General features: G+C 37.7%; 12 protein-coding genes. 10 read left to right on the forward strand and 2 right to left on the reverse strand.

What is annotated here, in order from left to right; genetic code table 11:
* Positions 1 to 257: 257 nt before the first annotated feature.
* A complete protein-coding gene (locus LVD51_RS13530; protein ID WP_236971919.1) occupies positions 258 to 3,341 on the reverse strand; it encodes a choice-of-anchor I domain-containing protein in 3,084 nt (1,027 codons plus the stop codon).
* Positions 3,342 to 3,921: 580 nt separating this feature from the next.
* On the opposite strand from LVD51_RS13530, the gene LVD51_RS13535 reads away from it, so the two are divergent.
* A complete protein-coding gene (locus LVD51_RS13535) occupies positions 3,922 to 10,899 on the forward strand; it encodes a DUF6923 family protein (RefSeq protein WP_236971920.1) in 6,978 nt (2,325 codons plus the stop codon).
* Positions 10,900 to 11,216: 317 nt separating this feature from the next.
* Positions 11,217 to 11,744, forward strand: a complete 528-nt coding sequence (locus LVD51_RS13540) for a hypothetical protein (protein WP_236971921.1) — start codon at positions 11,217 to 11,219, stop codon at positions 11,742 to 11,744.
* 600 nt (positions 11,745 to 12,344) lie between these two features.
* Here the strand turns inward: LVD51_RS13540 and LVD51_RS13545 are convergent.
* A complete protein-coding gene (locus tag LVD51_RS13545) occupies positions 12,345 to 12,533 on the reverse strand; it encodes a hypothetical protein (protein WP_236971922.1) in 189 nt (62 codons plus the stop codon).
* A 273-nt stretch (positions 12,534 to 12,806) separates the two neighbouring features.
* Between LVD51_RS13545 and LVD51_RS13550 the strand changes: the two genes are divergently transcribed.
* From LVD51_RS13550 to LVD51_RS13585, 8 genes are all read left to right on the forward strand, one after another.
* Positions 12,807 to 13,352: an RNA polymerase sigma factor gene (locus LVD51_RS13550; protein ID WP_236971923.1), complete on the forward strand. Its 546-nt coding sequence runs from the start codon at positions 12,807 to 12,809 to the stop codon at positions 13,350 to 13,352.
* The gene (locus LVD51_RS13555) at positions 13,349 to 13,879 is read left to right on the forward strand and encodes a hypothetical protein (RefSeq protein WP_236971924.1); all 531 of its coding nucleotides are present in this window, start codon (positions 13,349 to 13,351) and stop codon (positions 13,877 to 13,879) included. Before LVD51_RS13550 ends, LVD51_RS13555 begins: the two co-directional genes overlap by 4 nt.
* Positions 13,860 to 14,936, forward strand: a complete 1,077-nt coding sequence (locus LVD51_RS13560; RefSeq protein WP_236971925.1) for a hypothetical protein — start codon at positions 13,860 to 13,862, stop codon at positions 14,934 to 14,936. The genes LVD51_RS13555 and LVD51_RS13560 overlap by 20 nt, the downstream gene beginning before the upstream one ends.
* A 43-nt stretch (positions 14,937 to 14,979) precedes the next feature.
* Positions 14,980 to 15,627 carry a hypothetical protein gene (locus tag LVD51_RS13565; RefSeq protein WP_236971926.1) on the forward strand — a complete coding sequence of 216 codons (648 nt, stop codon included), beginning with the start codon at positions 14,980 to 14,982 and terminating at the stop codon, positions 15,625 to 15,627.
* A 2,983-nt stretch (positions 15,628 to 18,610) separates the two neighbouring features.
* On the forward strand, positions 18,611 to 19,396 hold the full coding sequence (locus tag LVD51_RS13570; protein WP_236971927.1) for a GLPGLI family protein: 786 nt from the start codon (positions 18,611 to 18,613) through the stop codon (positions 19,394 to 19,396).
* 102 nt (positions 19,397 to 19,498) lie between these two features.
* The gene (locus LVD51_RS13575) at positions 19,499 to 20,227 is read left to right on the forward strand and encodes a GLPGLI family protein (RefSeq protein ID WP_236971928.1); all 729 of its coding nucleotides are present in this window, start codon (positions 19,499 to 19,501) and stop codon (positions 20,225 to 20,227) included.
* Between the two features lie 3 nt (positions 20,228 to 20,230).
* Positions 20,231 to 21,994 (forward strand): carboxypeptidase-like regulatory domain-containing protein, encoded by a 1,764-nt coding sequence (locus tag LVD51_RS13580; protein ID WP_236971929.1) that lies wholly within the window; start codon positions 20,231 to 20,233, stop codon positions 21,992 to 21,994.
* A 33-nt stretch (positions 21,995 to 22,027) separates the two neighbouring features.
* The gene (locus LVD51_RS13585; RefSeq protein ID WP_236971930.1) at positions 22,028 to 22,843 is read left to right on the forward strand and encodes a hypothetical protein; all 816 of its coding nucleotides are present in this window, start codon (positions 22,028 to 22,030) and stop codon (positions 22,841 to 22,843) included.
* Positions 22,844 to 22,997: the final 154 nt, after the last annotated feature.

A 22,997-nucleotide genomic window follows, 5' to 3' on the forward strand; every position in this document is an offset into this window, starting at 1 on the left:
TTTACGCTGCGATAAAGATTTTTGGTTTGGGAGTCGTTGATATTCGGTTTATTAGTATCATTGTTTTAGGTAGAATATGGAAAAGTAGTTCAGTTATTTATACGACAAATAGTGTAAGATTGAGTTAATATTTGACAATTTACTTATGTATTCTAGATTTTGATTAAATAAATTCGATATGAGGTTGAACCTAAAAAAACAGGTTGAGCTTAGAGAAAAAGCCCAACCTGCTGACGTATAATAACTATGTGATATGATTAAAGCTTAATAAAACGCTGAATACCTTTATCACTTTGGATGACGTAAATTCCGTTTTTCAAACCTGCAACAGAAATCTGTTTTTGAGCTTCAAATGATTGTATTACCTTTCCATCCATTGAAATAATTTTTCCTGTCAAAATTTGATCGAAGTAGAGTGAATGGTTATCAGTTACCGGATTGGGATAGATGCTAAATTTCGCCTCTTTTGCCAATTGGCTGGTAGTCGTCAATTCGTCGGTCAATTGTAGGATGCCCACACTTCCACTCACTTCATAACCGACAATCAATAGAGCATTGTTGTTGGGGCTTTCTGAAGCTGGAATAAATTCAATGATTTCGGGCGCTATATCAGCTAATGAATCATTTCCATTACCTCTATTGTTGTAGTAAGTTATAAAATAAGGGTTAAAGGGATCAGTAATATCATAAACTATAATGGCACTTTGTCTTTCCAGGCCTATAAAAGCATAGGTGAATTCACCGATTTGGCCAATAGTTATAGCTTCAGGTTCTATCCCTTTGTCATCTGATCTACCGTCAAATTCTCCTTCATCTTCATTGAATACTTCGGATTCATGATCTCGAGTGATTTCTTCAAACTGCTGACCACTGTCGTAGATTAAATTTCCATATTTATCAAAGATTGAGAATGACCTAGCTCCGTAAGAATAAATTTGATCTGTGCTACCATTACCATCATAATCCCCATTAGCTGTAGTGGTTTTTAATCTGCCAATATTTTCATTGGCCATTAAGGTTTCTTTATTCGGATAGGCCACACTGTCCAATGTTAAATCTTTAACGCGTTCTTCCTCAGAATAGCCATCATAGTCTCTTGAGTCACCTTCGTTGGCTGTCACTATATAATCCATACCATTGACGCTGTAGCAGGCTATTCCGTCAGGTAAGAACATGCCCAAAGTTGGCTGTGGTTGTATATTGATAGAGTCGTCTCTGTCGCTGGCATCAAATCCGTAATCGCCATTAAAGGAAAGTATGCCCAAAACCGATTCATCGATGACCCCAGCTCCAGCAAGTCCAAAGTCATTGTCATTGATTACTGCGATTTTATTATTTGGTAGAATGGCAATACCTTCTGTTTTATCCGATCCGTAATAGCCGATTGAGGGGAGGTTCACTACTTTGGTTTTGTGCACCGGTTGAATACCATTGGCAAACAATTCATCTGCTGTCATCTCCTCAAGTGGAGTAATGTCACCTGTACCAGTACTGGTTGCAATGTCTGAATTGAAGATGTTGGTAGCACCCAAAAGATCGATTTCAAAAATATATTTTTTCCCATGTGGATTATTGCCTACTTCGGAATCCCTTTCTACTACCAAAAACTTTCCTTCCCCTTTGTAAACGGCGTCTCCAATTTTGTCTACTCTTGAAGTTCCAAAACTTTGGTTTTTATTGCCTTCTAGGAGGTATACAAATTCTGCTATAGGCTGACCATTCTCAGCATTGACACCAAGGATTCTGATAATATCAGAATTGTTTTTTGTGCTGCTATTTCTGTTGTATAATGGAGACTGAATAAAAGTATAAATAATATTGTTTGTCGAATCATAGGCTATAGCTTCAAATCCTCTATTGGCCCAACGTTTGGCATAAGTAGCAGGAAGTGTTTCATTGCCATAGGTGCCCTCAGGCTGAGGTGTAGTTCCCTGTAATGAATTGCCTTTGGGAACATATCTGTCGATAAGTACACCTGTACTGTCAAATTTGTAAAGAGCAGGTCTATATTCATCACACATCCAAAATGATTGGTTTTTGTCAATAATTATTCCTTCAAAGTCACCTCCCATTTCGTCGTAGGGTAGCAAATGATAAGCTTTTCCATCTGGACCTATAAAATCCGCATTGCCATAAGGCGTCGTCGTATCGGTATAGGTTACAGGCACTTCATCCTCACCTGGGATATTCCCTTTACCTGAAATAGGAGTAATTCCATCCTGTCTAAACAAGGGAATCTGTTGGTCTAAACTGACTTCTCCACTGGAGTGATTTATAGAGAATTTTACAATTCGTCCTTGGTAATTGGGCAATTTAAAAGGTCTAAGATTTTTGGGAGCAGCTGGTGTTACGCTTGTTGCAGCCACAGGAGCATCGTTGGGTCCGCGATCAGGAATGACGAAAAATACTGATATGCTGTCATTTGACGCAGAAGCATCATAGCACAGTCCTGAAAATCCCCCTAAGAATACCGTGTCTTGACCACCGTTGTATAATGGTTGTCCTAGGGCAGGCCAGTTGTTTACTCTTTCATTAATATTATACATTTGAACACTTGCACTGCCCAGGTAATGATCTTTATAACCCAAAGGCAGGATGTCTATAAATTCTTTGGTTTCTAGGTCAAACACAGCTAAAGCATTGTTTTCTTGACAGTTGACATAGGCTAGACTTCCATCTTTTACAATGGTGATGTATTCGGGTTCTAAATCTTGAGCAACAGTAGTGGTACCATTGTCGCCAAAGATTCTGATTCCCTTGTTGATTAATTCTTGTTTTCTTTCGTTGAACGAAGTGAAATCATAGGTGATTGCAGTCCTAGAAGCCAGATCGACGATGCTGATTGAGCCCAATGGGTCAATGTTGTAGTCGTCATTCGGCTCTCCTTCATTAGCTACAATGATTTTGCTGCCATCGGGAGTAAAAGTCAACATGTCGGGTAGACTACCTACAGTTACAGTGTCTAGAAATACACCTGCGGTATCGTATAATGCAACAAAGCCATTTTCTACTTTAGTGTCGTTTTCGATAGCAATGGCTACTATTCCGTTGTTTGTTGCGATTGAGTTGGGCCCACCACCTAAATGATGTAATGGGATTTCTTTAATAAGTTGAGGAGAAGTGGGGTTTGAAATATCCAGTATTGTAAAACTATTATTTGCAGAACTGGTGAAGAAAACTCGTTTAGAATTTTTGTCATATGCTACTACTTCAGCACTCCCTTCTGTTTGGGTAGAATAGCTTGATAATCTTTGTATTGGCAAGTCAATTTGTGCAAATAGTAGGTTGCTACAAACGACATTGATTATAATGACAGTGAGTAAAAGTAAATTTTTTTTCATTGGACTGTTATTCAGATGATTAATAAAGCCCTAATGTATCGTTTCATCGTGTCTGGAAATGGATTTTCGGATTAACTTTACTTTAATTATTGTGGACATTATAGTGATAAGCTAGGTTCGTAAGTCAGCCATTTTTTGGTTTAGGTTTATCGAGGAATTCAGGTTGGTCTTTATATGAGATTGATATAAATTTTACTAATTAAATTATTATTAGCAATACAGAGACAAGCTGCTATTTAAAAAGTAGTCTTAGATTATTTCAAGAAATCATAATTATTCTTCAGTAGTTTCAAACTAATGCTGTTCGAAATGAAATGTTTGTGAATAGTAGATTAAATTATTTTGAAATCAATTATTTTAAATTAATTTTGGAATAGTTTTTGAACTCATGTCTATATTATTCCCCAATACTTTTTGAATTCATTCAATTTATTACTCTTAAATAATAGCCTAAGTTTTTATTTATGTAGGCTCTGTGGTTATCCTTATTAATTTGTTTATATCATAATTTTTATATGGAAGTCGTATAAGTTGTTGATATATAGAAGCGTAAACTAATTGATAGTTTCTTAAAGATGAAATGATGATAAAAAAGGGAGACTCTATTTTGCTACATTTGTTTGTATTGTTTTGCAAGGCGGCTATAATTATGGTTTTTACTATGGGAACAGTATATGCCCAGGTGGAAATCTGTGATAATGGTGTAGATGACGATGGTGATGGCTTGATCGACTGCGTCGACCAAGATTGCTACAATCAAGGTACGGCAGTCTGTCCTCAAATGGAATGTCTGCCAATTGGATATCAAGTGTATGGACCCAATGCGGACTGGAATACAATTAATTTAATCACTGGGAGTTTTGGTACCCATGGTGATAATCTAGCTGCTGGTGTCAATTTAAATGCAATAGGATATAGTATTATTGACAATAGAATATGGGGGTACAATTCTGATTTACGAGACGGAACCCTCTTCGTCGCTTTTCAATTGCCATCGGGAGACTTTCACGTTGAATTTACGCCTGAAATTGCAAAATTGCCTCATGAAAACTTTACTGTAGGAGATGTGGATAATGACGGTCATTTGCTGTTGTATAATTCCAGTGCGGTTGATTATATTTATAAAATCAATATCGATCCTGGTTCAATGGATTATTTAACCATAGTGGATAGTATTTTTATGAATACTCCAGCAAATGTATACGATTTTGTTTTTAATCCATTGGATGGAATGGTTTATGGTGTTCAAACTGGTAGTGATCTTGTTCAAATCAATCTTACTACAGGGAATGTTGTCAATTTGGGGCCTTCTGGAGTCCTACACCCAGGTAATTATGGAGCTGCCTATATCGATAAAAATGGATTTTTTTATGTTAGTCATAACAATTCAGGTCAGATTTATAGGTTAGATTTACGCGGCAATCCGATCGTTGATTTTGATAATCAAAATACGGTAGCACTTGGAGTCACCAATAATGGGGGGTCCAATGATGGAGCCTTTTGTTTTAATGCCGATTTGAGTATTGATCTCGGTGATGCTCCCGATAGTTATCAGACTACTTTGGTGAATAATGGACCCAGTCATTTTGTCTTAAATTATGATAGTTTATCTGCTTCTTCTACATTGATGTTGGGAAATGCACTTGATGCAGAATTTGATGCAGCAGGTATTAATCCATTGGCCAATGGCGATAATGTTCATGGTGTCAATGATGAAGATGGTATTGTATGGGGCAATCCCATTGTCAGTCAAAGAAATTATAATGAAACCATTACCGTAACCAATAATACAGGAGATTCTGCTTATATAAATGCTTGGATAGATTTCAATTACGATGGAGATTTTTTAGATCCGGGAGAGCAAATTGCTACTGACATGGAATTGGGTGATATGTCGACCTCTGCTTCTTTAAGTTTTACTGTTCCCAATTTATCTGTTACACTACCTCAAACCAGTTATGCGCGAATTAGATTATGTGATGAAAGAGGAAAATGTACTCAACCTTTTGGAGCGGTCATTGGTGGTGAAGTTGAAGATTATGAGATAACTCTTCATCAGAATCCAGAAAAAGAAATAGTTGAAGTCGCAACAGCTGGAAATGCCACTATTCAAGTGTGTGTTGATACCACCATGTTTCCAGGTATTGTAAACACCATGGAGAGTTGTGGAAACCCAATAAATGGGACTTTGTCCAATATAAATCTGTCTACGGGTTGTGTGGATTATACGCCTACTGTGGATTATGTGGGCTTTGATACTGCATGTGTAGTGGTTTGCGACAACTTTGGTATTTGCGATACTACTATTATTGCAATACGAGTTAATCCCCTGCCAGATACAATTCGAGTGACTACTCCGATGGATAGTCTCGTCACCATATGCAAGGATGGGACCATGTTACCTGGAGTATTAACGTCGATATTGTCCTGTGGAAATCCATCAAATGGAAGCCTTGGGAATTTAAATTTAATTACGGGATGTGTGGATTATACCCCCAATCCTCGATTTACAGGTTTCGATACAGCCTGTGTACTTTTCTGCGATGAATTCGGCTTTTGTGATACCAGTATATTGTTTATTGAGGTAGAATGTTTGGGTGGCAATCAATTGCCGAATTGTAGTGATTTTTCTCCCGCCATAGACGAAAATGGAGACATTGTTTTCGGTGCATATGATTTATTGACCAATGCAGAAGGAGTTAAATATCCTATTACTGTACAGTTTTACAATGAATGGGGCGGATTACTATCGACCTTTAACATAGAAGGTTTTTGCGACTTAGTTAGTTGGAATACTTGTGGATATTCAGGGCAAGTAGTAGATTTTACGGTGACCAACCAAATGGGCAGTTGCACAGAAGGTATGGTTAGAATACAAAGTACACCGTCATTGAACTTGACGTCAAGATTTCAACACGATATCACCGATCTGCCAACTCATGACGGGGATTATATTACAGATGACAGTGATATCGATGAGGTAGTGACCGCTGGTGTAAGACGAGGGAAGGTCGTAACCTATTGTGGTTATATTCCCAGTGCAGATAATCCAGATTATCGACCAGTAGTGTCTGTGCCCTGTGCAGGTGGTAGAGGAAGTGGATATTATGGATTGTCCGTACAGCCAGATTGGATTATGCCTATTAAGTGTGATGAAGAAAATGATACAGCAGAGATTATATTCCGTACCTGGGAAGTATTTAACAAGGAAGGCGTCATGAGCACTTTGGTAGACACCATCGTGGTATTGAGATTGCCGGCCTTTGGTCCTGCTTCGTTTAAAGGGAAAGCAGAGGATACAACTTATTGTGAAATCGAAGAAAATCAAATCGGAGGAGAGACATTGAAGCGATATGCAGCATGGAAGCAGCCAATGGGATTACACGACTACGAATTGCCTTATGGGAAAATGGGAGCGGTAACTTATGAATTGCCAGCCGCCGTACTTCTTGCAGGTTATGTAAATGCAGCATCTCAAGATTTATTGGAAGAGTATTTGGCTTGTGTTATCTTGAAAAAGAATGACAAAGCTCAAACTGAATATACTATCGGAGATATCATCGATGGAGACTATATAATTGATGTATTGGCTGGTGCAAGTAGCACAGAGTTGGGATATGGAGCATTGAACGTTGTAGCGCGATTGGCTGAAGATTGGGAGAATCACTTAATCGCGTTGGCATCACTTCAATATTTCCCCTATGTGTTCTTAGAAAAAGGAGACAGGGTGTTGTCTGCAGATGGATATTACGAAGAGGTGACCGATCAATGGTTCTGGGACGGTAATGGCAATAGTCCTTATTGGTTCGCAGCAGGATGGCCATCAATCTACGGATCAGGAGATTGTGTAAGATATTGTGATAAAGCAGATGGAATAACAGATGAATGTGTGAAAGTCTGCGTGCCAGCGATAGAATTGGATGATGAAGGGAATTTAGATTTCTCAGTAGGCCAGAATAACTCACCAGATACATGTGTTGAAATATGTTTGGATGAGTTGGCAGGTTTGCCACATTGTGGAATTACTATGACTAGCGATGATGCCGACTGGACTGGAACATGCCCTAAGACAAAGGGAAGAAATATAATAATTACTCAAAGCTGTTGGGCTAACGGAGAAGTGTTAGGAGAATTGAGAGCATGTAATGAAGATCTAAGAAATAATGGTGAATTCGGACCTGATTTTGTAGCAGGGATCTATGCTATTCAACCAGAATCAGTTTTCACCCATTATACTATTGATGATGATACAGATTGGTCTAGTGAATTAGTAACAGAAAAACCAAAATACATTATATCTCAGTGGTTGACCTTGATCGATACAGTAGGTCCAATCTTCGACTTCTGTTATCCCGTAGATGGTGGAAGGGAGTACGGTATATGTGAAGAGGAGTTGTGCGAAATAGGAGAGTGGGATCACGATGAAATCGTAGCAGATATAGCAGCTGGTCTTCAATATGAATCAGCGAGAGAATACGAGTATTGCCATGGGACAGTATATACTACAGAGAGCCACGACTGTGCCACTGATGTATATGTACCCAGTGTGACATTGAAAGATCTATGTTCCGGTGTACACAGTGTAAAAGCGATGGTAAATGACAGAGCAGTACAATTGGAAAGAGTTGCTACTACTACTGATGGTTATGTAACCTTTGCTCACACTTCTAATCCTATCAGAATACCATTCGGAGGACACGGTGTGAAAACTGAAATAAGATACGAAGCAGCAGATAGCTGTTGGAACCAAAGTGAGTGGTTCAAATACATAGAGATCAAAGATGCTACTCCTCCAATCGTGGTGATGGATGATGAAGTACGTGTTTCTTTGACTTCAAAAGAAGCTTGGGTAAAAGCAGAGACCTTTGATGAAGGAAGTTGGGACAACTGTGAAATCGAATTAATCTTGGCTAGAAGAACTGACTGGTGGGCAGATACTGCTTGTGTAGATCTTTGTCCTGAAGGAGAAACTTACACTAGCTGGGATGATTTATTGTCTGACTTAGGGTTCTCTGGATACGGAGGTGCCTTAGGAGGTGAGTACCAGTGCGGAGATTATGACTTCGATATTACAGCGTTGAAAAAATTCTTAAACTCAGAGACTGTAGAAAATCACTACTACCAAAAATTATTATGGTTGTGGGAAGACAGCTATGAGTGTGGAGAATTTGTAGTACACGGCTGGCTTTATGACATCGTAAAATACATTTTGTTGAACGACAACTGTAGTGGAGGAGATGTGGAACATGGTAATAGATTGAAAATAGAAGAATTCGAAGGATTCTTAGACGCGATTACTGGTCGACCCGGATACGGAAAAGAAGTAAGCTACCTAGGAGGTGGGTGGAGCCCCGCGGTACCATTCAAATGTGAGGATGCCTGTGAGAACCCAACTGTAGAATTATTGGTCATGGATTACTGGTGTAACTGGGGTAAAGGATGGTTAGACGTAGAAGTGGAAGACAAATCCCAAGCGAAAGTACACAGAGAATTGGCTGATGTAGCTATTTCATGTGAGTCGTACAACGTAAACTATAAATCTATCATTGAAGCTGCAGCGGCATACGGAGAAGGTGGATCAGCTATAGATAGCACAGGTGCATTCGATGCATTGAACGAAGCATTTGGTTCATATGTAGCAGCATGGGTTAACAGCAATGGTGTGGTAACTGATGCAGCAGGTAACGAAATCACAAGCGAAGACTTGAAATTCTATATCAAGAATGTTACTTGTGAAGAGACTGAGGAAGTAACTCGAGTAGCCGATACATTGCACGATGGATACATTGATTGGATCAATGTAACAGAGCGAACTACAAGTTTGGTTAACGATTCATCTGAACATTACTTAGGAGTATTGACGGTATTGTGTCAGTCAAGAATCGAAACACAAGACGTATGGGTTGACCTAGACGACTGTGGCAACGGAAAGATCACCAGAAGATTTGATATCAGTGGAGGTTGTGGATCAAAAGCACCTAACTTCACATTGGAGCAAACGATCTGGATAAGTAGTGCCTGTGAATTGGGAATCTCAATGTTTGATACTCCTGCTGACACTTATACTAAAGAGTCTCCTGCATGTGTCACATCATTGGAAACAGTAAGTACAGAATTATCTCCAGCCGTAACGGGTAAAGTGAGTTTGAAAGCTGACTTGGTAGGTGCATTGTGTAATTCATTGGCTATTGGTTTAAAAGAAGAGTATATCAGTGAGGTAGCATCTGCAGATGCTGACGGACCAGAGATGTATAAAATGACTAGAGTGTGGAATATCAGAGATTGGTGTTCAACTATCGAGAGAGACTACGAACAATTGATCGTATTCGTAGTAGATCCTTCATGTGCAGTTGTTGACACAACTCCAGGTGGTGGAGATGTTAGCTTGTCAGGAACTATCGTAACAGAAGAGAACAAAGAAATAGGACAAGTAGAAGTGAAAGCAGTATTGGGAAGTGGAAGTCCATTGACAGCAGTAACTACAGGAAACGGAAGTTACGGTTTCAACTTGGATGGAGGTTCACAAGTAAGCATTGTACCAAGCAAAAACATTGGACATTCAAACGGGATCAGTACTCAGGATGTTATTGCTATCCAAGGTCATGTATTGCAGAAAACTAACATCGCAAGTGATTACAAGAAAATCGCAGCTGATGTAGATGGCAATGGTGAGATCAACGGATTGGATGTATTGGCAACAAGAAGAATGGTAATGACACCAAACAGACAGTTTGCCAACAATACGAGCTGGAGATTCTTTGTCAATGATGGTAGTATGAGAGAAACATACGAGACCACGACATTGACATCCGATGAAAATGTGGACTTTGTAGGTGTAAAAATCGGAGATGTTATTCTTTCGGCCGATGCATCTAGAAGTGCAAGAAGTGGATTGACCAGCTTGAACTTGAACGTAGCAGACAAAGCACTTAAAGCAGGAGAGGTATACAGAGTAAATGTAACTTCAGATAACTTCAACGAAATCACAGGTATGCAGTACACATTGGCTTATGCTGACAACGCTGTAGAAATTCAAACCATCGATGCAGGAGCATTGAACTTTACTCAAGACAACTATGTGAAATACCAGCCAGGAATCATCACTTCTTCTTGGAGTGAAGGGGTTGCAATCAGCAAAGGATCCAATGATGTATTGTTCACATTGGTGATCAAAGCGAAAGCAGATGTACAATTGAGAGATGTATTGAGTTTGAACGACAGAGTAACAATGACAGAAGCCTACACAAGTGGACAGGAGTTGAAAAATGTAAACTTACAGTTTAAGGGTAGCAGTAAGGGATTAGCATTGTACCAAAACAGACCAAACCCATATGCTGGTCAAACAATTATCGGATTCAACTTGCCTGAGGCATCAGATGCGACACTGAGGGTATATGATATAACCGGAAAAGTATTGAAAGTAATAGAAGGTGGATACGGTAAAGGCTACAGCGAAGTAAGATTGAACAGTTCAGATCTTAATGCAACAGGAGTATTGTATTATCAGTTGGACACAGATAAATATACAGCGACAAAGAAGATGGTTTTAATGAAATAATTGGGTAGTTATATTTAGGCAATTAACATTATTAAGAAAGATCCTCTTTTACCACAAGGGAGGATCTTTTTTTATTGGGTGGTTTTTAATAAATCAGAAATTCGGGCTGTGAAGTTTAGAAAATATAGGGTATAATCTAATACCAAATGTATTTGTAATTGTCGGTCATCTTATCTGTCGTTATAAAATGCATTTTGTATAACAGTATTCTCTCAGATATTTAAATTTTTCTATTTTTCGATTTTTTTGGTGAAATTGTCATAACCACTGGCTTTGGGTGGGTGAGGAAAGAGCCACTGACTATTTTAATTTATAGAATGAATCATAATTTATTTAGTGAAGGAGATGAGATTGAAGCTCAATTAGTCGCCGATTTAATAAAACAAGTTGATAATATTGGAATAAAAAGTGCCAATGATTTATCAGATAGAATTGCAGAATATCAGCCTTTTATGATGTCATTGATTTTGGGATATACTCAAGATGTGGAGCCAGAATTCATGGATGATATAATAAAAATGTTTTTTGTGGTATTCTTATTCTTTGAGAAGAAAACGAATATTAAGAAGAAAAAAATTGATCTATCCGATTTTGAAATTTTCCAGGAAAAAAATTTTCAATTTTTAAATTATTTGTCTGGCGAACAAGCTAAAGGGAATCGAATGGATGTGAATTCACAAAATCTTTCCAATATTAAATTTAAAAGTTTGTTCACAGGTATATTATTCCTGGCAAAGAATCAACCTCGATTTAAGAAAATGAATCCTGAATTGCAAGGAGTTGTTATATTAGGGATGAAAATACTGATTGAGTGTTTAGAATGGAATTTGCTTGATAAGAAATAATATTGATCAATATAATTGTTCAAAAGAAAATTTTACAAGACATAATAAGTGCAATAAGTATGAAATATGCTGATGGTAAGTTAGATTCATTTCATATCGTGTCAGTGATAAGTAATGCAGAACATAGTGCATTATATCCAGTTCAGTCACCCTATGGAAGATAGTTTACCCAATTAAGAAGTCCTGAAAGGACGACATAATATTATTAAGTAAAATTCTGCAGATTTATATTCTAATCGGGTATCGGCATGGTGGATTAAAGCCTATCGAATTATGTTACAATCACGTCTCTACTACCAACGTTGCAGTCATGCCGAAGCCAGTGGTAAAATTACCTTACAATATACAGGGCAGTCACGCCTCGGCACAGTGGCCTCGGTTCCTTTAATTTTATTATATTATTATTGAAAAATGTAATTTAATACTTATTAATATAAATATATTCTCGTCGCAGCGCTGTGGCTAACCCACCCGAAACACTGAAGTTTCGGTTCCTTCATTACATTTTTTACTATTTCTGTAAAACTAGTTGATACTTGTCAATCTTAATGTAGTGTTGTCACGACACGGAGGTCGTGACTTCTCTCGCCAGAGCCCGATTTACGGGTTAGGATGCTTTTGTCCACCCACCCGAGGGATGGGACCCTCGGCTTCTTCATCCCCAGCCCTCCCGAAACGCGGAGGTTTCGGCTCCTTCATCAGATGGACATTTAGTCCATCTGGTAGACCTATTGGTCTACTTATTTCAGTCGTATTTACTGGATTGGGTTGTCCTCCGGACAACTTCATTCAGTCATGCTCGTTCACCCACGACACTGTGGTCGTGGCTCCCTCATCGTAGACCTATTTAAGGTCTACGGTTCTTCGAACTACATTCGGTCGTGAGCTTCATTCGGTCATCTCAAAATCTTATCCCAGATTATAATACGCTTTTGGTAAAACTAAATGGATCAAGACGAAGCATTCGCTGGATTAAAAATTTAAAATAATTTTTAAAAAAGTAGTTTTATATGCAACCCTTTCTATTTTTTTGAAACTATATAAGTAGAATAAGAACAATAAGTGATTAACAAGACCTTGATTCATAACGCCGAACAACAACTCATAACTCAATGTGTCCATAGAGATCGTCGAGCACAAAAACAATTATACCAGTTGTATGCTAAGAGAATGTACAATGTGGCCTATCGGATATTGAATGATAGAGGCTTGGCTGAAGATGCGATTCAGGAAGGGTTTTTGGCGGTGTTCAATGGATTGTCAAAGTTTAATCAAGAAAGTTCTTTGGAAACCTGGATGAGAAGAATTATGGTTAATAAAGCCGTTCAATTGTTGAAAAAAGAAACTAGACTAAAATTTTCTAGTGAAGAAGTAGAGGTGATGGATGAGGATGAGGAAATAGAGTCGACAGCATGGTCGGTAGAGGATATCAAGAAGGGCATTCGTTCCATGCCATTGGGGTATCAAACCGTGGTCAATCTGTATTTAATTGAGGGATTTGACCATCAAGAAATTAGCCAGATATTGAAAATTAGTGTTTCTACTTCTAAGTCCCAGTATCACAGAGGTAGAAAATTATTACAAAAATATTTAAAGCCACTAATATGAATTTAAAGGATTATATCGACAACCACAAAGAGGAATTTGACGATCAAACCTTTGATCAAGAAATGGTTTGGGATAAAATAGACATGGAATTGGATCGGAAATCGGCTTTTAGTAGACGATTTTTAAAAATAGCAGCAGCTGTCCTTATTATTATCATGGCAGGCACTTCACTCTATGTGAACGGTTATCGGAACGGGCAAAATAACATATTGAACGCTAGTAACCCTGAATGGGTAGAGATTGAATCGTTTTATGGTGAACAGTATACGTCACTTATTTCTGACTTGGTCAAGACAGATGAATATGATGATGCAACTAAATCTGCATTTTTAAGGACTTTAGAAGCCTTGGATTTGGAGCAGGTTAGACTGAAAAACAGATTGAAGCTCGAACCTAATAACGAGGAAATATTGACGGCATTGGTCAATAATTTCAAACAGCAAATCGCTGCATTAGAACTTTTTCTAAATCCATCCGCAAAGGATGATCATTTAAAAATTAATGAGAATGAATATATATCGATGTAAACCATTGGTGGTCGGGGTTTTGATAATATGGGCTACAGGATTATGGGCTCAGTCGGGCAATGAGAATATTTTTATTAAAACTTTTAAGCGGACCACAGAACTACAGCTTTCTGCTATAAACGATGGAGGGGATATTTCTGTTCGAGGATGGGAAAAGGACTCTATACGAGTGGTTGTAAAGACCAGGTTGAAATCGAATAGCGAGGAAGAGCAAGATATGGATTGGATTAAGCCCAGTATTAATCAATCGAAGAGTCAGATTGTGGTAAATGTGGAGATGGAAAAACCTTCGCAAAGTTTTTTGTCGGAATGGATTAGTAAAAATATTTACGACACCAACAAGTCTGATGTCTGGATAGGTTATGAAATTTTTATGCCTAAAAACATGGATTTGCAAATTACCAGTGGGTTTGGGAAGGTCGTTGTAGAACAATGGCATGGTAAATTGAGGATTGAACAAGAACATGGGAGTTTGAGAATTGATGGCTCGATAAATGAGTTATCTGGTGCTTTAAAATTTGTAAAAGCAAGTCTAGATCAATTGAATCAATTGGATGCCGATCTCAAACAAGCAGAACTAAAAGTACAACATGTAGATATAATGTCGATTCGTTCGACCGGAGGACAACTCGATATTGGGTCGGTGGATGTACTCGATATGGTTTCAGGTAGAGATGATGTATTGATTAACCATTTGGGGGCAGCGTCCATCGATGCCAATTTTAGTCATTTTGACTTCCAAACCGTGTCGGGTAGACAGGATATCAAATTACTGTTTGGTAGTTTAAATATAAAGGGCTTTAAGTCTACTATCCCGGTTATGAAAATTGATCAGCGAAGCTCAGATGTGTCCATTTATGTGGGGGATAAATCATTTGAGTTTAAAGCCGCCATCGATGGAGGTGTATTGCGACTGCCTATAAATACCAAAGTCTTGAGCAGTACAAACGTAGATAAATCGGGAAAAGAGAAAAATATTCATGCCCTATACGGACAGGGCAAGACCAATATCATTCAACTATACTCCAAGAATGGCAGTGTAATTTTTAAACATTAATAATCAAAAAATGAGAGTAGTTTATTTAGCAATTAGTCTATTTATGAGTCTTGGTTTATCAGCTCAAGACCAGAATACAGGAGAATACATTGAATTCTCAGAGAAAAAAGTCGGACAAGCCGAAACCTTTACTTCTGGCGGTGGTAGTCATGGAATTTATATGGGGATATATTCTAAATATGGGGCAATTGCTGACGACAATGCTCTGTTTTTGGGCGGTCGTATTGCTTATGTTGCAGACAATAAAATAGAGATTGGTATTGGTGGAATGGGATTTTATTCTGATCATGAATTGTCTAATTTGGCTTCGGATAAAATCCTGACTGGGGGATACGGAGGCCTACATATTGAGCCTATTTTGTTCGGTAAGCAAAAGATACATTTATCGATCCCTATTTTACTAGGGGCAGGTGCGATCGGATTGTTGGATAATGACCATCTAGGACCAAATGACTTTCCGGATGAATGGGATCCATATTTTATCATGGAACCTGGATTGAATGTAGTGTTTAAAATATCCAATTTTATACAGTTAGAAGCAGGGGTTCATTATCGTTTCTCTAATGATGTAAGTTTGGGTAATTATCAGACCATAAAGGATATGAATGGATTTTCAGCTGGAGTCGGCATCAAGATGGGGGTATTTAACTTGGGACATAAAAGGATGGTTCAATCGGAAGTTCGACTTTAACACAAGTTCTTTGGATGGTGTTTTGAGTCATTGGTAGTAAAATGATGCATCGAATGCATAGATATAGGCACAAAAGGTTTCTTTAATGATGGGCATATTAATTAAATTCTAGATAGCGGAGGGATATTTTATTTGAAAATTTCCCTTCTATGAATCCAGTATCCAGAATTATATTTGCCCCTAGAAGTGGGCTCAGATGTCAGTAATCTTTCCATAAATTATACTATAGCTTTAAGGGTGCATTTTTGAAGGAAGAAGGGCTGAGAATTCCATCACTTCAATGGCCTATAGTAAGTAGTATCAAATTCATTTTTAATTGTCGGTTATTTTCCGATTTATTTAAAGATGTACAACTTTTACAATTACAATTATTTAACCTTCTATAATTTAAAATCTAGCCTCGGTATGGTAATCAACCCAACCGAATTACGGAGGTGTCAGTTCCTTTTATTTTGACTGCCACACTTCGACTAAGCTCAGTGCAGCGGCTCAGTGCAGCGGTTTAGAGCAACGCGCCAAATGTCCATTCAGGACTTTTGGTTGTCTTTTAGGTAACTTTAATCAGTCATCCTGAAGGGATGATATATCATAGCCGTGGGTTGAAAACCCACGGTATAGGAATAAGTCAATGTTGATTTGGCGGGATTTTTGCATTTTGGCAAAAATCATGACAAATTGAAATAGTACCAAGTTGTTTTTAAAACGGTATGAAGTCGAGGATTAACTTTAAAAGGCTAGCCCATCCGATGCATGGAAGCATGCTCCCCATCCTTGCCATAAATTTATTTCAAGGCCAGCCCACCCTTGCCACGGAGGGCAAGGTTCCCTCATCATAGGACAACTCAACCAAATCCTGTAGATTTGGTGCCTTCACCAATGGTAGATTTACTACCATTGATTCCTATCGGAATTTCGTTCAGTTATGTTCAGTTATCTTCTTACTGCTTACCCACCCGAAACACGGAGGTTTCGGTTCCTTCGCCCAATCGACATTTAGTCGATTGGATACTTCGTATTTCGCTCAGTCATCCTGAAGGGATGATATATCATAGCCGTGGGTTGAAAACCCACGGTATAGGAATAAGTCAATCTTGATTTGGCGGGATTTTTGCAATATCATATTTTAATTTATAAACGGATTTATATAAAATTCTAGAAATTATATACGAAGATTAATTAGGCAAAAATCATGACAAATTGAAATAGTACCAAGTTGTTTTTAAAACGGTATGAAGTCGAGGATTAACTTTAAAAGGCTAGCCCATCCGATGCATGGAAGCATGCTCCCCATCCTTGCCATAAATTTATTTCAAGGCCAGCCCACCCTTGCCACGGAGGGCAAGGTTCCCTCATCATAGGACAACTCAACCAAATCCTGTAGATTTGGTGCCTTCACCAATGGTAGATTTACTACCATTGATTCCTATCGGAATTTCGTTCAGTTATGTTCAGTTATCTTCTTACTGCTTACCCACCCGAAACACGGAGGTTTCGGTTCCTTCGCCCAATCGACATTTAGTCGATTGGATACTTCGTATTTCGCTCAGTCATCCTGAAGGGATGATATATCATAGCCGTGGGTTGAAAACCCACGGTATAGGAATAAGTCAATCTTGATTTGGCGGGATTTTTGCAATATCATATTTTAATTTATAAACGGATTTATATAAAATTCTAGAAATTATATACGAAGATTAATTAGGCAAAAATCATGACAAATCAGATCCTGACAATGCAATGTTTACCCGTTTTGATTTATTCAATCAGTTAAGGCATTTTAGATTTTATTAAACTCCATGAATATTCATTATATTTAAGAATATTGAAATCATATTTTATTGATCCTTCCTACGTCCCTTCAGGACTTAATAATGGGGAGAACTATCTTTCATAGGGTTGCACCCTATGCTATTAGACTACGCCCCTTCAGGGCTTTTTCAATTTCTATCAAGTATTTTAAATGGTCAGAATATAATCTATCAAGATTTTGATTTCTGTCATTCGACCAATTATTACGGCTACCGATTCTATTTTATGCACACCCACCTTTCAGGCAGTCACGCCGGAGCGCAGTGGCTTACCCACCCGAAACTCGGAGGAAGCGGTGGCTGAGCTTTGTCGAAGCCCGGTTCCTTCGCCATGGCCAGCCCATCCGGAATGCGGAGATTCCGGTTCCTTCTCCAAAGATCGATTTACGATCTTTGGTTTTCCTTCGGAAAACTTCATTCAGTCATCTTCGCCAATGGTAGATTTACTACCATTGATGCTTCGCATTATGCTCAGTTATGTATTCTATTCGGTCATCCTCACAATCTTTTCCGTCATTATAAAATGTAAATCGTATTATTTACCAAAAAGAAAATGAAGAGTAAATATTGAAAAATCAATTTTAATAATAAATAAGTGTTGTTTGGGATTTTTGTCTTTATTTAGAAATTATCTACTTTTTATTTCGACATTTTCGCAATAATTATGTAGCTTTAGAGTATAGCTTACCTTAGGAGAATATTGTTTTCTTCAATTTTTAAAATATATTTTTATGAGTAAACTCTAACCGATACTCTATCTTTTTCTCGATTTAAATTCATTTAATACTTTTTCAATTTCCAATCTTTATCAAAGGTAGGATAGACAACTGGTTTAACGTTTTTTACATACGAATAACTGCGAAGCGTTGGGTTGTTTATATGTATAAAGAAATGATAATTAATGTATTGAAATGATTAGGTTGTCTGATTTTAAGCCCGAAGGAATGTTTGCTGTGGACGAAGCTCTTGAAAATTACCAGAATGCCAAGTACTATTGGTATGGCTATGACGAGGAAGTTTAAGATGTGGATTATGAAAGAGAATATACCTATGATAAGGATACAAATACTTATGTAGGTGAAAGTCGCAATCAATTAAAAGATAGTTGATATAGATATGGTAGTGTGAATGCCATATTCAAGACCATTTATTCCAAAAATGTCAAATGCGTAATTATGAAAAAAATCCTATATCTGACTTTTACCTTTATAATCATTTGGAGCGTGAGTTATGCACAAGAATTTACAGTCTTGTACTCACAGGAGATCTTCCCCCCTCCTCCACCTCCATCACCGCCTTCTGCAGAGGACAATATTTTAAAATCTAAACCACAGTCGTCTTCTGATGGCATTTCTTCAATATCCAATGCTGTTGTTGTTTATAATCGTCTAAATGTAAAGGACAATATTTCTTACTTTTTTAGCATCAAAGCTGACACTTGTCGATACAATGAAAAGGAGTGGTATAAAGGCTTTTTACATTATGTAGATAGAAGTAAAAGGCAAACTTTTCAATTTTATTATCCCTCCAGTTTTAAAAAAGCTACCACCTATCCTTTGATTGATCCTACCGACTGGGAAATTGGCAGTAAATACTACGTGATCAAAGGTTATAATACACTTCGAGCCACTGGAATGATGGATTGTAAAAAGGTAGACATTTATTTTTGCCCAGATTTTCCGACGGTCTTTGGGCCATCTCTTTATTCGGGTTTGCCTGGGTTGGTCATTAGGGTTGATACTCCAAGAGGCAGGATGGAGTTGGTGAATGTACATGAAATGGATCTAGGGCCATTCCCCGATGTGGATTTCAACCAACTAGATATTTTGGATAATAATCCCTTTGAAATTGAAAAAAGAAAGGCATTGTTAAGAGCCATTTATAGTGACTCCAATTCAAAAACAGAGGAGAAGAAAGTAGACAGGGACTTTGATCAAGTCTTTGAATGTGTGGAGCCATAAACCTTGCAGTTGTTATTTCTGAACTACATAGTATTGGAGACATTGGATAGAAAGGAGAGGATTATACAAGATCATTTCAATCAAACCATAAAATACGTTGTTATGAAAAACATCCTTTTCGTATTCTTAACGGTAATGATTACAGCCACACAATGTCTCAGTCAGGAATATACAGCATTGTATTCACAGAAGATATATACGCCAGGTTCATCTTCTGCCAATGCTTCCTCATCTAATGTTATAATTACCTACGAACGTTTAAATGTAAAAGAAAATGTCTCCTATTATTTTGATACAACGGCGGACACTTGTCGATACAGTAAAAAGGAGTGGTATAATGGGCTTTTACAGTATGTAGATAGAAGCAAAGAGCAAACCTTGCAATTTTTTCGATCCAATTCCAATAAAGCCACGACCTACTCTATGATATATCCTGAGGACTGGGAGGTAGACACAAAAAGTTATAGGATCGATGGATATAAGACCGTAAAGGTCACGGGACAGATGGACGATGAAAAGGTGGACATTTATTATTGTCCGGATTTTCCAACAGTGTTTGGGCCGTCCATCTATTCGGGCTTGCCGGGATTGGTGGTAAGAGTCGATACCCCGATAGGAAATATTCAATTGGTCAATATTCATGAGATAGATATAGGAGGCTTTCCCGATGTGGATTTTTCACAATTGGAAATAGTGGATAATGATTCCTTTAAAACTGAACGGTCATTCATGGTGATGAAAGCCCTTCTTGAGAAAGACGATTCCCAAACAAAGGACAGGGAAGAAGGGAAGACCATTGATGGGGATTATGATTGTGTGAAAAAAAAATAAACTATGTCCAATGTATTACAAATATCAAATAGGTATTTTCTACACACTTTATTAGGGATTCTTATCTTGCTAATAGGAGGGAAGGGACATAGCCAAAATCTCAGTGGGCGTGTATTGAATGACCAAGGACAAGCATTGGATGGAGCCACTATTCTACTATATGAAGCAGATAGTACGACTATGCGTGGATTTTCGATCAGCGATTCATTGGGGAATTGGCAAATAAATAAGCCTGTCAAAGCAAACATGTTAATTACTGCCGCTTATTTGGGCTATGCCACTCAATATATCCCCATCGATACAGAGCTATTGTCTCGAGATACCATTGTCATAGTACTGAGGAGTAGTGCCCAATTGCTTACAGAAGTAGAAGTAAGGGCCAAACCCCTGCGCATAGTGGTCAAAGGAGATACGCTTTCCTTTGACGCCAAAGCATTTTTGCGAGAAGGTGACCAAACCTTAGGGGATTTATTGGGCAATATGCCTGGAATTGAATACAGTAAAAGTGGAGAAATATTGTACAATAATAAAAGAATAGACAAGCTCTTACTCGAAGGGAGGGATATATTGGCTGATCAGCACAAGCTATCAGCAGAAGGTGTTCAAGCACAGGATGTTAAAACCATCAATATCATAGAGCACTATCGGTCGTTTAGTGAACAGTACTTGCCATTTAAATCGAATAAAGTTGCTATGGATATTAAGTTGACCGATGAAGCCAAATTTCGAATAAATGGCGATGTAGAGTTGTTGGCTGGTCATGAATCTAAGTATGAAGCCAAGACAAATGTATACCGAGTAGGGGAACAGTCAGGGATGACTTCCTTTATTAGGGCCAATAATATTGGTGAAGCGGTGATGTCTTCAGGAGATTTTTTGAGTATAAAGGGTAGCTTATATCATGCACTTAATGAGACCAAAGGCGATTTATCTCAGTTGATACCAGCAGGATTTACTCCGAGTATGGATGTACAACAAAATTACGACAATGTAATCCTTTTTAATCTAGAAAAAGATAAAGGTAAACGGCAGAAATCACGAATCACATCGATGGTAAATTATGCCAAAAGAAATCAACAGTCTACTGTATTGCAAAATTTTGAAGACAGAAACCTTTTACTCAATGGGATTAAGAATAAGGAAACTATTTTCCCCTATGTGTATAGTAAATGGACAATGGACAAACTATTTGAAAATAAAAACGGACGAATAAGTTTTGAAATCCCAGCATATGCCGACTTAAGCAAGAATACCCAGACCTATGATGGTGATGTTTCGCTGCAGGCCTCCCATAATTTTTATACCAACAGGACAAAAACTTTTAATGTAGCTCCCAAAATTAGTTTTTACAAATCCCCTTCAAAAAAACATAGCTACTATTGGGATGTAGATCTTTTATTGGAAAATAAAGACCATAACCTTTTTTTAAGTCAAGATGGTGAATTTCAGACGGAAATAAATCAAGCCAACCGCAACCAGAAGGGAAAAGCGGGATTAAAGTTAGGCTATTATCGCTTTCTCGAAAACTGGGAGCTAAATGGAGAATTTAGGTCAAGTTATATTCTAACAGATTGGCGAATAGAGTCCAAAGAAACGCCGCTATATGATACTGACTTTCATCATTCAATACTAAATTTTAATTCGAATGTCAACTTTGAATATGAAAAAAATAAGTGGATGGCAAAATTGAAATTCAATGCTGATTTTAATCATCATCGTCTGGATACCTTGCAAAAACAAAACTTTGTATACTCGCCCAGTTTATAGTTGAAGTATAGTTTTAATCAGCTTCACTTTTTTATGCTTACAACCTCCATGTCTAAGTCCGAAGTGCCGTCTTCCTTGAGTTATAATACCTATGAATATGTAGATGAAAATACGATTCAACACGGATCATTACCATTGGGAACTACTTTTACCCATTCTTCTATTCAATTGACTCATCTGTATTTTAGCCTTATTAAGGAGATGAATTTCCATACCATCTTGAACTATTTTCAATCACGTAATGGCATTTACCAAGATTATGCTTTAGACAATGGTTTGTTGATTCTATATTATAAGCAGGCTATTGCTCAACACAATTTTTCCATTAACAATACGATATCGTTGAAAATGGCCAAACAAAAATTAGATATGGAAGTTACAACCAGGTTGTCTAAATCAGAAACCCAATTAGAGAGAGATAGAACCAATCGGCAACATAGCTATTATCAATCCATAGGTGTAGATTTTCAAGTGACTAAAGCCTTTGAAATTGGTTATAGTTATTATTATCAATTTCAAAAAATTAATTCCCAGACCATTATTTGTAACAATGTGGGACAAGGGCATAGCGTGCAAGCCTCTCACAGTAAGAACAAACTCCAGTTAGAAAGCGGCATGACACTAAACCTATTCAAAGGTGGTGGAATTGACAATCATTTTGTAGATCTTTCAGCCTCCGCGGAATACAAATTGGCAAACAATTGGACGATTCGATTAATTGGAAGAGATTTACTAAATCTTAATCCCCAGGTAGTCTATAGTTATTTTCAGTCCATTTCTTATGTCGAAACCCTAAGTTATCGGAGGTTTCCAGGCTCAGTATTAATTGGTTTTAAAAAATTGTTTTGAGGGAGTCGTTCGATTTATTGGTTGTAAAGATTAGGTATATTCTCCTGGTTAAAGTGTCAACACATTATTTCTTTGATGATACTGTCCAAAAAAGTGTGTAAAGTTCAAATATTTAAGATTTTAGTGATTCGAAACAAAAAATTAAAAGATGAAC

This window comes from Membranihabitans marinus (assembly GCF_021729155.1).
Classification (GTDB): Bacteria; Bacteroidota; Bacteroidia; order Chitinophagales; family Saprospiraceae; genus Membranihabitans; species Membranihabitans marinus.